Origin of the sequence: Saccharothrix mutabilis subsp. mutabilis (assembly GCF_039521145.1) — a bacterium.
Lineage (GTDB): Bacteria > Actinomycetota > Actinomycetes > Mycobacteriales > Pseudonocardiaceae > Actinosynnema > Actinosynnema mutabilis.
Map to the genome: position 1 here is coordinate 37,189 of NZ_BAAABU010000010.1, position 12,310 is coordinate 49,498.

Genomic DNA, 12,310 nt, shown 5'->3' on the forward strand with positions numbered 1-12,310 from the left:
CCTCACATCCGGAAAACGCCGTAGGAAACGGGTTCCAGCGGCGCGTTGGCCGCCACGGACAGCGCGAGCCCGAGCACCGTGCGGGTGTCCTTCGGGTCGATCACGCCGTCGTCCCACAGCCGCGCCGTGGAGTAGTACGGGTTGCCCTGGTCCTCGTACTGCTGCCGGATCGGGGCCTTGAAGGCCTCTTCGTCCTCCGCCGACCACGAGTCCCCGAGCTGGTCGCGCCGCACGGTCGCCAGCACCGACGCCGCCTGCTCGCCGCCCATCACGGAGATGCGGGCGTTGGGCCACATCCACAGGAACCGCGGCGAGTACGCCCGCCCGCACATCGAGTAGTTGCCCGCGCCGAACGAGCCGCCGATGACGACGGTGAACTTCGGCACCCGCGCGCACGCCACGGCCGTCACCATCTTGGCGCCGTGCTTGGCGATGCCGCCCGCCTCGTACTCGCGGCCGACCATGAACCCGGAGATGTTCTGGAGGAACACCAGCGGCACCGAGCGCTGGTCGCACAGCTGGATGAAGTGCGCGCCCTTCTGCGCCGACTCGCCGAACAGGATGCCGTTGTTGGCGACGATCCCCACCGGGTGGCCGTGGATGCGGGCGAACCCGGTGACCAGCGTCGGGCCGTAGTCCTTCTTGAACTCCTGGAACCGGCTGCCGTCGACGACCCGCGCGATGACCTCGCGCACGTCGTAGGGGGTGCGGGTGTCGGTGGGGACCACGCCGTACAGCTCGTCGGGGTTGACCGCCGGCTCGACGCTCGGCTCGACCTTCCACGGCCGCTCGGCGCGCGGCCCCAGCGTCGAGACGATCGAGCGGACGATCCGCAGCGCGTGGGCGTCGTCGTTGGCCAGGTGGTCGGTGACGCCGGAGGTGCGCGAGTGCAGCTCGCCGCCGCCCAGCTCCTCGGCCGTGACGACCTCGCCGGTCGCGGCCTTCACCAGCGGCGGGCCGCCGAGGAAGATCGTGCCCTGGTCGCGGACGATGACCGCTTCGTCGCTCATCGCCGGGACGTACGCGCCGCCGGCGGTGCACGACCCGAGCACGGCGGCGATCTGCGGGATGCCCCGGCTGGACATGGTGGCCTGGTTGAAGAAGATCCGGCCGAAGTGCTCGCGGTCGGGGAACACCTCGTCCTGGCGGGGCAGGAACGCGCCGCCGGAGTCGACCAGGTAGACGCACGGCAGGCGGTTCTGGAGAGCCACCTCCTGCGCGCGGAGGTGCTTCTTGACCGTCATCGGGTAGTACGTGCCGCCCTTGACGGTGGCGTCGTTGGCGACCACGACGACCTCGCGGCCGGACACCCGCCCGACACCGGTGATGATGCCCGCCGCCGGCGCGTCGCCGCCGTACAGGCCGTCGGCGGCCAGCGGGGACAGCTCCAGGAACGGCGAACCGGGGTCGAGCAGCGTGTCCACGCGGTCGCGGGGCAGCAGCTTGCCGCGCTCGACGTGCCGGGTGCGGGCCTTCTCCGGGCCGCCGCGGGCGGCGTCGGCGAGCTTCGCGCGCAGGTCGTGGACCAGGGCGGTGTGCTCGTCGGTGTAGCGCCGGAACGCCTCGCTCGACTTGTCGGCGGCGCTGCGCAGGACGGGGGCGTCCATGGGCTCCTCGCGGTTAGCAGTCGTTAACCTGAGAAGATGTTAGCGCCTGTTAACCCCGGCGTCCACCACTGCGGACGTGCGAAGGGGGCCGCCCCGGCGGGACGACCCCCTCCAGCATGTGGACTCAGCCGGTCACGGCGGTGAGCTGCGGCAGGTAGCCGAGGCGCTGGCCGTTGCGGTTGGGGTGGTAGGACTCCTCGACCGGCCAGCTCAGGCTGTTCAGCCACCAGTCCGAGGAGCAGATCTCGTGCCCGGTGAACGCCGTGCGCAGGTCGCGGTAGGTGAACGAGCGGGCGGCGGCGCGGCCGGAGATGACGGTGTGCAGGGTGTCGGCGGCGGAGTTGATGGCCGAGCGCTTGGTGTCGCTCAGGCCCACGGAGCAGGAGCCGGGGACCTTGTAGAGGCGCGGGTAGCCCAGGACGACGACGCGGGCGTACGGGGCGCGGGCGCGGATCTGGCCGTAGACGTTGTCCAGCAGGCCGGGGAGGGTGCCGGTGGCGTAGGCCTTGGCCTGGTTGACCCGGTTGATGCAGGTCGAGTCGGAGCCGAACGTGCAGGTGGTGATGACGTCGGTGAAGCCCGCGTCGTTGCCGCCGATGGAGATGGTGGCCAGGGTGGTCGACGAGTTCAGGGCCGAGATCTGGTTGTTGAGGACGTCGCCGGTGCGGGCGCCGGAACACGCGACGAAGGAGAAGCTCGCCGGCGCGTGCGAGGCGGCCCAGAGGGCGGGATAGGCGTACGGGCTGCGCTTGCAGCTGCCGCTGTCGCCGTAGTACGAGCCGGTGCCCGTTCCCGAGGAGTAGGAGTCGCCGAGGGCGACGTAGTTCACGGCCTGGGCGTGCGCGGGTATGGCGGAGAACAACGCCGCCGCTGCCGCGAGGGCGGCGGTGAGCAGGGTTTTGACGGAGCGCATCGGAAGCCTCCTGGGCAGGGGAACGCAGGGTTGTGATGCGGAGCACAACAAGAGTTACCAGGGAGTAGCGCGTTTTAAGAAGGGCTGGTCAAGAGTTAACGGCAGGTAACTTCGGGCGGTTGGTGATCTGCCGGCGACCAGTGGGTTAACGCTCGTTTACGGTTCGTGGCCTGGTTGTTTAGGATGGGTTCCGTGCCTTCAGCCGATGGAGTGAAGCGAACCCGCCGGGACCAGATCCTGGACGCCGCCGCGGAGTTGTTCGCGCGGCACGGCTTCCACGGGGTGGGCATCGACGACATCGGCGCGGCGGTGGGCATCTCGGGGCCCGCGCTGTACCGGCATTTCAAGAGCAAGGACGCCATGCTCGGGGAGATGCTGACGTCCATCTCCGAGCGGCTGCTGGAGGGCGGCCTGGCGCGGGTGGAGGAGTCGGCGGACGCGACTTCGGCGCTCCAGGCGCTGGTGCGGTGGCACGTGGACTTCGCGCTGGACGACCCGGCGTTGATCACCGTGCAGATGCGCAACCTGGCGAACCTGACGGACCCGGACCGGCGGCGGGTGCGGGCGTTGCAGCGGCGGTACGTCGAGGTGTGGGTCTCGACGCTGCGGGAGACCGTGCCGGTCGACGAGCCGACCGCTCGGGCGGCGGCGCACGCGGTCTTCGGGTTGATCAACTCGACGCCGCACTCCGCGCACCTGGATCGGGAGCAGATGGCGGCGTTGTTGAGCCGGATGGCTTTGGCGTCGCTGACGACGGCCGGGGTGCTCGCGGTCACGACGGCGGTCTGAGCCGCGCTCGGGCTGGATGCGCAGGCCCGCGCTGAATCCGCCGATCCACCGACGCACCCGACCCGCCACACCCGCCCGACCCGAGAGACCCGCCAGCCCACCAGCCCACCAGCCCGCCAGCCCGCCAGCCCGCCAGCCCGCCAGCCCGCCACAGGGGCCTACCCCCACCACTCACGGTGGGGAAATCCCCCACCACGCCCTGGGGCAGGCCGGTTGGCCGGCGGGTTCGCCCATCCGTAACCTGGTCTGCCAATGAGCGACGGCAGGGTGCACCACCCCGGTGGGTGGCCGGGAGTGCGGTGGTTGCTCGGGCTGCCCGCGTGGTTCCGCTTCGTCCTGGTCGCCCTGGCCGTCTTCGTCTGCGGCGTGATCGCGTCCCGGCCCGCCGGCGCGGCCAACACCCGACCCCTCACCGGCGACGTCGCCACGGCCGCGAGAGCGGTCGAGGCCATGACCGCCCCCAACGCCACCACCCCGCTCTCCACCTTCCCCGCCGACTTCAACCAGGTGACCGGACGTTCACCCATCACGGTCACCGCCCTCGACGGAACGTCACGAGCCATCGACCCGTCCGGGGGATGCTCGGGCCCCGCCGGCGACACCGAGTGGGACTTCGGGCTCGGCTGCCGCGCCCACGACCTCGGCTACGACCTCCTCCGCTACGCCGAGCACAAGGGACAACCCCTCGGCCCCGACGCCCGCAAAGCGCTCGACGCGCGCCTCTCCGCCGACATGCACGCCCAGTGCGAGCTGAACCCCCGCGACAACGCCACCCGCTGCCACGTCGTCGCCGGCCTCTACGCCGCCGGCCTGGAGTTCAACTCCTGGCGGCAGCGCTGGGGACCACCCGGCCACGAACCCGTCCTCGCCTGGGGCTTCGGCAGCGCCGTCGTCGTCCTCCTGCTCGTCGCCCGACTGCCCCGCCGGCTGCCGCACCAGCGGCCCCACCAGCGGCCCCACCGGCTGCCCCACCACAGGCCCCGCCGACTGCCGCACCAGCGGCCCCACCGGCTGCCCGGCCGGCGGGAACCCGCGCCACCGCTCGAAGCCGCCACCGAGGACCGGTTCTCCACCTTCCTGCGCCTGGCCAGCCTGGGCCTGGTCGTCGTCGGCCAGTCGCTGCTCACCGTCACCCAGTGGGCCGGGGTCAGCGCGAACTGGCTGTGGCTGCTGACCTGGGTCCTGCAGACCGTCCCGCTGTTCTACTTCGCAGGCGGCCACGCGAACCTCGCCGGCTGGCTGGCCGTCCAACGGGAGGGCGGCGGGTACGGGCGCTACCTCGCCGGGCGCATCACGTGGCTCCTGCGCCCCGTGCTGGCGTTCGTCCTGGCCTGGCTGGTCCTGCCGCTGCCCCTCGAACTCCTCGACGTCCCGAAGGACCGCGTCGAGACCTTCGGCCGCCTCATCGCGCACCCGCTGTGGTTCCTCGGCCTCTACCTGGTCACCGTCGCCGCGACCCCGGTCATGGCGTGGCTGCACCGCAACGCCCGCCTGGTCACCCCGGTCGTCCTGGTCGTCCTGATGATCATGGCCGACGCCCTGCGCGTCGGCTTCCAGTGGCGCACCGGCGGTTACCTGAACCTCGTCCTCGGCGCGCTGTTCCTCCAACAGCTCGGGTTCCACTACGGCACCGTGCGCCTGTCACGGCGTGTCCTGTCCACGTGCGCCCTCATGGTCGTGCCGGCGCTGCTCGCGCTGATCACCTTCGGCGGCTATCCGCGCACGATGATGGCCGTCCCGGGCGAGCAGGCGTCCAACCTCAGCCCGCCCACGGTGTGCCTGCTGGTGCTCGGCCTCGGGCAGATCGCCGTGGTGCTGCTCGCGCGCGACCGCGTGTCGGCGTGGCTGGCCGGCCGCGCCCCGTGGCACGTCGTGGACTACGCCCGCCGCGCCCCGATGACCGTCTACCTCGGCTACCTCACGGCGCTCGCCGCCGTCGTCGCCCTGCTCGGCCTGCTCGACGCGCCCGCGGCGGTCCCCCGCTGGCTGACCGTCCTGGTGCTCCTGCTGCTGCCGGTCCTGCTGCTGTTCCACCGGTTCGAGCGCGCCGCCGCCGTGATCGCCTGCCACACCCGCGAGACCCACCGCGCCCGCCTCGCCGTCACGCTCGGCGTCGGCTACTGCGTCCTGGGCGTCCTCGGGTTCGTCGTGACCGGGTTCGCGGGCGCGGCGGGCACGCTGGTGGTGTTCCGGGTGGACCCGTTGCAGAATCTCATCCACCTCCTGCTCGGCTGGTACCTCCTGCACACCGCCCGCGCCGGCACGTGCCACGGTCGCCGACCCTGGCTGCTCACCGCGCTGGCGTGCGTCCCGCCGCTGCTGGTCCTGGAACCGACCGGGGCGATGGTCGTGCTGCACGGCGCGACGATCGCCGTCGCGCTGTTGGCGGCGGTACCGAAGCAGGACCAGGGTCACGCCCCAGAACAGCGGCAGCCACGTGAGGCGCTCCAGCACCCAGAGCCCGTCTGACGGCAGCGTCACCAGCCCGCGCAGCGGCCCGAACGCGGCCCCGACCAGCGTCACGACCAGCAACGCGCTCTGGTGGGTCAGGAAGATCGGCAGTGCCCGCGCGTTGAGCCACCTCGACCGGAACGACGGCCGGAGCAGCACCACCAGGCCGATCTGCGCGAGCGCCAACGCCAACGCGACCGGCGAGGGCGGGAACAGGTTCGACCGCCCGGCCCCCGGCACGCCCACCGCGCTCGCCGGATACCCGTTGTGCAGCAACAGGACCATCCCCAGCACGCCGGACCCGAGCAGCGCCGCACCCCACGAGCGCCGCTGCCCGTGCCCGGCCACCAGGACGCCGACCTGCCACGGCACCCACCACACGGCCAGAACGTTCACCCAGCCGAGGTCGAACACCACGACCACCGCCGGCACCACCACGCCCCACCAGCCCAGCCGGCGCATCCACGGCGTGAGGGCGAGCAGCACCACGTACACCGCGAGGAACCACAGCGGCGTCACCACCAGGTACCCGACGGTCAGCACGGTCTGCTGCGGCAGCCCGCGCATCGACAGTCCGAACAGGACAGCCGCCCAGGCCCCCAGCAACACCGCCACCGGCACGACCAGCCGACGCGCCTGGCGCGGCCACGGCGTGCGCGACCGGACCGCCGCGAACCCGCCGGTGAAGAAGAACAGCCCCAGCGTCTGGAGGATCCAGCTCACCCACGCCAGTTCGGGCACCCACCGCAACGGGCTGTCCACCACCAGCGCGCCGTCCACCAGCACCACGGACGTCACCAGCCAGTGCCCGAGCACCACCCCGGCGATGGCCAGCGCCCGCACCGAGTCGATCACCGGGTCCCGCGCGGTCACGGCCGCTCACCCACCGCGATCCGGGCCAACGCCCGCAACGACTCCGTGCCCGGCGTGAAGTACTCGTCGTGCTCCCGCGCGCCGCCGGTGTCGAAGGTCGTCGCGCCGAAGGCGGGGTCCATCGGGTCGGTGCCGTGGCCCAGGTCGGCGAACCGGACCTTGGGCACCCACCGCGTCCAGTCGTCCGCGCCACGCGCCGCCCACACCCGCGCGTCCAGCTCAGCGGCCCCGCGGACGCGGACACCGGGGCTGCCGAGGAAGACCATGTCGTCCACCCGGACCCCGGACGTCGCGCACACCACCGAGCCGTAGCTGTGGCACATCAGGTGCACCCGTCCGGGCAGGCCCGAGACGTACCCGGCCAGGGACGCGGCGCCCGCGCGGGCCAGCCGGCCGGACGCCGCGTCCACCCCCAGCCCCGACGGCGTCCGGTAGCCCAGCCACGCGACCACCGCCACGTCGTCCCGCCCGACCTCCGCGTGCAGCGCGCGGGCCATGCGGCCCACCGTGGCGTCGAACCGGTCACCGTCCACATCGGACCCGGGCACGACCACCGCGACGTGCCGCGCGTGCGCCAGGTCCCCGTGCACGGCGACCCGCTCCACGGCGGGCGGGTCGCCGCCGGGCGTGACCAGCACCAACAGCGCGGCCACCAGGGCGATCTTCTTCGACATGGCCGGAAAGGTAGGGAGACCACGCCGGCCGGATCGTCACCCCGCGGTAGCGATCTCCCGGCGCTACCCCGGTACCACCAGGCCGGACTCGTAGGCCGCGATCACCGCCTGCGCCCGGTCGCGCAGGCCCAGCTTCATCAGCACGCGGCTGACGTGCGTCTTCACCGTCTGCTCGGCGAGCACCAGGTGCGCGGCGATCTCGGTGTTGGACAGGCCGGTGGCGATCAGCCGCAGCACCTCGGTCTCCCGCTCGGTCAGCGCGGACAGCGACGCGGGCTTCACCGGCCGGGCGAGCCGCGCCTTGACGAAGTCCTCGATCAGCCGCTTGGTCACCGAGGGCGCGAGCAGCGCGTCACCGCGCGCCACCACCCGGACCGCCTCCAGCAGTTCGCGGGCGGGCGCGTGCTTGAGCAGGAACCCGCTGGCGCCCGCCCGCAACGCCTCGTAGACGTAGTCGTCCAGGTCGAACGTGGTCAGGACCAGCACCTTCACCGGGTCGTCGGCCAGCAGCCGGGTCGCGGTGAGGCCGTCGGTGCCGGGCATCCGGACGTCCATGAGCACGACGTCCGGCCGCAGCCTGCGCACCTCCGCGACGCCCGCCGCGCCGTCGCCCGCCGACCCGACCACCTCGATGTCGGGCTGGGCGTCCAGCAGCGCGGAGAACCCCTCCCGCACCATCTCCTGGTCGTCCACCACCAGAACCTTGATCAACGCTCCCCCAACGGAATCCGCGCCCGCACCGCGAAGCCCCCGTCCGGGGTGGGCTCCGCGGTCACCGAGCCGCCGTGCACGGCCACACGTTCCCGCATGCCGACCAGCCCGTGCCCACCGCCCCCGCCCCGCGACGGGCCGCCCGCGGTGTTGCGGACGAACACCTCCAGCGCCTGGTCGACCACCGACACCACGACGGAGACGCTCGACCCCGGAGCGTGGCGGCGCGCGTTGGTCAGCGCCTCCTGGACCACCCGGTAGGCGGTCAGCCCGACGGCGGGCGGCACGTCGGCGTCGGCCACGGAGGCCTGCGGGACGAGCGCCCTGATGTCAGCCAGGCCCGGCTGGGGCGCGCGGTCGGCCTGCTGGTCGGCCGACCGCAGCACGCCGAGCAGGTTCTGCATGTCCGCGATCGCCGCGCGGGCGGCGTCGCCCAGCTCGGCGAACTCCTTGAGCCCGGCTTCGGGCAGGCCCGTGATCCGGTAGGGCGCGGTCTCGCAGCGGACGGCCACCATCGACATGTGGTGGGCGACGACGTCGTGCATCTCCCGAGCGATGCGGGCCCGTTCGACCAGCGCGGCCTTGGCGTCGCGTTCCTCGTGGAACCGCCGCTCGGCCCGTCCGCGCGAGCCGAAGGCGTAGGAGACCAGGAGGGCGAGGCCGAGGAACAGGAGGGTGGGCGGGAAGTGGTCGAGGTTTCCCATCGCGCCCACGAGGTACACAGCACCCGTGGTAATCACCGCGACCACGAACACGACCCGTCCGCCGTACCGCAGACCCACTCCGACCAGCACGGGGAGGTACCAGCACCACTGCCAGTCACCCAGGATCGCCGGCTCGTGGGTGTTGAGCAGCCGCATCGCGAACAGACCCGCCGTGGCCAGCCGCCAGGCGCCCAGCGGGGAGAACAGCACGAGGGCGTACGTGCCGAGGACGATCGCGAACAGCAGCGGCCACCAGCCGTCGGGCGACTCGCGCTGCACGTACGCCGAGGAGATGCCGATGGCGAGGACCAGACCGTAGACCAGGACCGCGGCCTGGCCGAAGAGCTTGAACCGCGAGTCGCCCGCGCCGAAGACCCGCGTGCGGTCGGGCAGCAGGACCACCCGCAGGAAGGTGCGGATCACGCCCCGATGCTAGGTGGCCGGGGGCGGGCGGCACATGACACCGGGGTGTGTCATACCGGGGTAGCACCCCGAGGCCGGCACGGCAAGCCGTTGCGGCACCCGATCACCACCGGGTAGGCAATACGACAGAGCTGTGCACCCCTACTCCGTGTTGGAAGATGGCTGAATGCACCCGCAGCAGGATCCGGACCGCTGGGCACGGCTCACCGCCGTCGCCGGCCAGGCCTTGGCCGCCGCCAAGGTCGGGGAGGACGCCGTCGCGGTCGACCTCGTGACCGGCTACCTCAGCGGCTCCCCGGAGGGGAACGAGGAGATCCGGGAGCTGGTGCTCCTGCTGTTCTCGGAGTGCAGCGACATGGTCGCGGCCCTCGGCTCGGGCGGCGCGACCCCGGTCAAGATGCAGGTCTTCGACGAAGACGGCCAGGAGGTCCCGATCGACGACGCCGACCCGCCGGTGCGGACGGCGATCCGGACGTTGCTGGCGGAGGTGCACGGGGACCAGGAGGCGGCGGCGGAGCAGATCGAGATCGCACTGGCCAACGGGCAGCCGCAGGAACTGGCGACGGTGGTGTTGCAGGCGCTGCGGTGGACGGTCAAGTTGGCGTTGGAGTGCGAGGTGCGGGACCTGGCCGTGGCGTCGTGGATCGAGGCGGCGCTGGACGAGTGAGCCCGCGGTGCCGGTTCGGTGCTGATGGTGCGGCGGTTTTCGGTGCGGTGCTGATGGTGCGGCGGTTTTCGGTGCGGCGGTTTTCGGTGCGGTGCTGTTGGTGCGGTGCTGATGGTGCTGTTGGCGCGGCGGCTTTGGTGCGGCGGTTTGGTTCGGGGTCTTGTTCGGCGGTCTTGGTTCGGCGGCGGTGATGGTTTTCGCGGCGACGGTTCGGCGGTTGGGCCGGGTTCAGGTGCGCTCGACTCGCTCGCGGTGATGGCTCAGGCGTCGGCCTCCGGCCCCCGTCTCCATTGTCCCAGAGGGGACCGACAATCGTGGCGAGCAAGGTGCGGCGGCGGGAAGGCGACCGACAAGAACGCGGCAGGGCGGCAGGCTAGCGCGGCAGGCGAACACAGCGGGCCAGGCGCGGCGGCTTAGCGCGGCAAGGCGGCGGCGCGGCAAGGCGGCGGCGCGGCAAGGCGGCGGCGCGGCAAGGCGGCGGCGCGGCAAGGCGGCGGCGCGGCAAGGCGGCGGCGCGGCGGGCCAGCGCGTGGGGCGGGCCAGGGCGGGGGCGGCAGCGCGGGGGCGGCAGCGCGGCGAGGCGGTAACACGGCAGGCGGCGATGTGGCGGCGGCGGGCCAGCACGCGGGCGGCGGGCCAGCACGCGGGCGGCGGGCCAGCGCGGCGGCGGCGAGGCCAGCGCGCCGGCGGCGAGGCCAGCGCGCCGGCGGCGGGGTGCAGCGCGGCGGCGGGGCGGGTAGTGGGGCGGCGGCGAGGCCGGTGCGGCAGGTCCTTTGAAGCGCCGCAGGAAGACTGCGCGCTGGCACTGGTTATACCGGTGCAACCCCGAACCAGGTCCAAGGCCTCCTTGAGAAGGAGCATTGACAATATCGGTGGTCTAGACCAGTCTCGCCGTTGGGCGCGATTACCCTGCCGATCCGCCGAGGAGTTCCTCATGAAGACAAGAGTGGGCGCGGTGCTGGCAGCCGGCGCCCTGGCCATCGGATCACTCGCCATCGCCGGGCCGACCGCGTCGGCCGCACCCGGGGTCACCGCCACCTTCGCCAAGGCGCAGGACTGGGGCAGCGGCTTCGAGGGCAAGTTCACCATCACCAACGGCGGCCCCAACGCCATCACCTCCTGGAAGGTCGAGTTCGACCTCCCCGCCGGCACGTCCCTCGGCTCCTACTGGGACGCGCTGATCACCCGGACCGGCGACCACTACGTCGCCACCAACCGCGAGTACAACGGCAACGTCGGCGTCAACGCCTCGGCCAGCTTCGGCTTCGTCGGCACCGGCTCCGGCGCGCCGCTCAACTGCACCGTCAACGGCGCCCCCTGCACCGGCGGCGGTGGCGGCGACACCACCGCGCCGACCGCACCCGCCAACCTCCGGGTCACCGGCACCACCAGCGGCTCGGTGTCGCTGGCCTGGAACGCCTCGAGCGACAACGTCGGCGTCACCGCCTACGACGTCCACCGCGGCACCTCGGTCACCACGGTCACCGGCACCACCGCGACCGTGTCCGGCCTGGCCCCCGGCACCACCTACCAGTTCACCGTCAAGGCCCGCGACGCCGCCGGCAACGCGTCCGGCCCGTCCAACCAGGTGTCCGCCACGACCCAGACCGGCCCCGCGCCGGGCGGTCGGGGCGCGCCCTACCTGTTCCTGGGCTGGGGCAACCCGCCGGCGCCCCAAACGGTCATGAACGCGACCGGCGTCAAGTGGTTCACCATGGCGTTCGTGCTCGCGCAGGGCGGCTGCAACCCCGCCTGGGACGGCAACCGCCCGCTCACCGGCGGGATCGACGCCAACGCCATCGCCCAGATCCGGGCGGCCGGCGGTGACGTCGTGCCGTCGTTCGGCGGGTGGAGCGGCAACAAGCTCGGGCCGAACTGCTCGACCCCGCAAGCGCTTGCGGGCGCGTACCAGAAGGTGATCGACGCCTACGCCCTGAAGGCGATCGACATCGACATCGAGAACACCGACGAGTTCGAGAACGCGACCGTCCAGGACCGGATCCTGGAGGCGCTCAAGATCGTGAAGCAGAACAACCCGGGCATCCAGACGATCGTCACCATCCCGACCACCCGGACCGGCCCCAACTCGTGGGGCAACCGGCTGATCGAGCGGGCGAACGCGCTGGGCGCGAACATCGACGTCTTCACGATCATGCCGTTCGACTTCGGCAGCTCCGACATCCGCACGGACACGATCAACGCGACCGTGGGGCTCAAGGACAAGCTCAAGTCCACCTTCGGGTGGTCCGACGCGGTGGCGTTCAGCCACGCGGGCATCTCGGGCATGAACGGCCTGTCCGACCAGCGCGAGGTCACCACCACGGCCACCTGGACCGCCCTGCGCGACTGGGCCAAGTCCAACGGCCTGGGCCGGTTCTCGTTCTGGGCGGTCAACCGCGACCGCGGCGGCTGCGACGGCCAGGTGTCGTCCAACTGCTCGGGCGTCGCGCAGCCGGACTGGGAGTTCACCCGGATCACGGCCGGCTTCTGACGCACGT

At 72.4% G+C, this 12,310-nt stretch carries 9 protein-coding genes and 1 pseudogene; 4 read left to right on the plus strand and 6 right to left on the minus strand.

Going from position 1 to position 12,310, the window contains the following annotated elements:
- Window positions 1-2: 2 nt before the first annotated feature.
- Both ABD126_RS22030 and ABD126_RS22035 read right to left on the minus strand, forming a co-directional pair.
- Window positions 3-1,607, minus strand: coding sequence for a carboxyl transferase domain-containing protein (locus ABD126_RS22030; RefSeq protein ID WP_343935763.1), 1,605 nt, complete (start codon window positions 1,605-1,607; stop codon window positions 3-5).
- Between the two features lie 124 nt (window positions 1,608-1,731).
- Window positions 1,732-2,520, minus strand: a complete 789-nt coding sequence (locus ABD126_RS22035; protein WP_343935764.1) for an SGNH/GDSL hydrolase family protein — start codon at window positions 2,518-2,520, stop codon at window positions 1,732-1,734.
- Between the two features lie 183 nt (window positions 2,521-2,703).
- Between ABD126_RS22035 and ABD126_RS22040 the strand changes: the two genes are divergently transcribed.
- Both ABD126_RS22040 and ABD126_RS22045 read left to right on the plus strand, forming a co-directional pair.
- Window positions 2,704-3,309 (plus strand): SACE_7040 family transcriptional regulator, encoded by a 606-nt coding sequence (locus tag ABD126_RS22040; RefSeq protein ID WP_425542857.1) that lies wholly within the window; start codon window positions 2,704-2,706, stop codon window positions 3,307-3,309.
- A 252-nt stretch (window positions 3,310-3,561) separates the two neighbouring features.
- Window positions 3,562-5,778, plus strand: coding sequence for an acyltransferase family protein (locus tag ABD126_RS22045; protein WP_343935766.1), 2,217 nt, complete (start codon window positions 3,562-3,564; stop codon window positions 5,776-5,778).
- On the opposite strand, the pseudogene ABD126_RS38825 reads toward ABD126_RS22045, so the two are convergent.
- From ABD126_RS38825 to ABD126_RS22065, 4 genes and pseudogenes are all read right to left on the minus strand, one after another.
- Window positions 5,776-6,633: pseudogene (locus tag ABD126_RS38825) on the minus strand (acyltransferase family protein); the annotation flags it as partial. The gene ABD126_RS22045 and the pseudogene ABD126_RS38825 overlap by 3 nt on opposite strands.
- The gene (locus ABD126_RS22055; protein WP_343935768.1) at window positions 6,630-7,307 is read right to left on the minus strand and encodes an alpha/beta hydrolase; all 678 of its coding nucleotides are present in this window, start codon (window positions 7,305-7,307) and stop codon (window positions 6,630-6,632) included. The gene ABD126_RS22055 and the pseudogene ABD126_RS38825, both read right to left, overlap by 4 nt.
- A gap of 63 nt (window positions 7,308-7,370) precedes the next feature.
- Window positions 7,371-8,018 (minus strand): response regulator, encoded by a 648-nt coding sequence (locus ABD126_RS22060; protein WP_343935769.1) that lies wholly within the window; start codon window positions 8,016-8,018, stop codon window positions 7,371-7,373.
- Window positions 8,015-9,145 (minus strand): sensor histidine kinase, encoded by a 1,131-nt coding sequence (locus tag ABD126_RS22065; protein WP_343935770.1) that lies wholly within the window; start codon window positions 9,143-9,145, stop codon window positions 8,015-8,017. The genes ABD126_RS22060 and ABD126_RS22065 overlap by 4 nt, the downstream gene beginning before the upstream one ends.
- Window positions 9,146-9,311: 166 nt before the next feature.
- Here ABD126_RS22065 and ABD126_RS22070 point away from each other — a divergent pair, with 166 nt between their 5' ends.
- On the plus strand, window positions 9,312-9,812 hold the full coding sequence (locus ABD126_RS22070) for a hypothetical protein (protein ID WP_121225634.1): 501 nt from the start codon (window positions 9,312-9,314) through the stop codon (window positions 9,810-9,812).
- A 934-nt stretch (window positions 9,813-10,746) separates the two neighbouring features.
- Window positions 10,747-12,303, plus strand: coding sequence for a cellulose binding domain-containing protein (locus ABD126_RS22075; protein WP_343935771.1), 1,557 nt, complete (start codon window positions 10,747-10,749; stop codon window positions 12,301-12,303).
- Window positions 12,304-12,310 lie beyond the last annotated feature (7 nt).

Coding starts and splice junctions, on each gene's coding strand:
- ABD126_RS22030 (WP_343935763.1), bottom strand. CDS start 1,607: ATGGACGCCCCCGTCCTGCGCAGCGCCGCCGACAAGTCGAGCGAGGCG.
- ABD126_RS22035 (WP_343935764.1), bottom strand. CDS start 2,520: ATGCGCTCCGTCAAAACCCTGCTCACCGCCGCCCTCGCGGCAGCGGCG.
- ABD126_RS22040 (WP_425542857.1), top strand. CDS start 2,704: ATGGGTTCCGTGCCTTCAGCCGATGGAGTGAAGCGAACCCGCCGGGAC.
- ABD126_RS22045 (WP_343935766.1), top strand. CDS start 3,562: ATGAGCGACGGCAGGGTGCACCACCCCGGTGGGTGGCCGGGAGTGCGG.
- ABD126_RS22055 (WP_343935768.1), bottom strand. CDS start 7,307: ATGTCGAAGAAGATCGCCCTGGTGGCCGCGCTGTTGGTGCTGGTCACG.
- ABD126_RS22070 (WP_121225634.1), top strand. CDS start 9,312: ATGCACCCGCAGCAGGATCCGGACCGCTGGGCACGGCTCACCGCCGTC.
- ABD126_RS22075 (WP_343935771.1), top strand. CDS start 10,747: ATGAAGACAAGAGTGGGCGCGGTGCTGGCAGCCGGCGCCCTGGCCATC.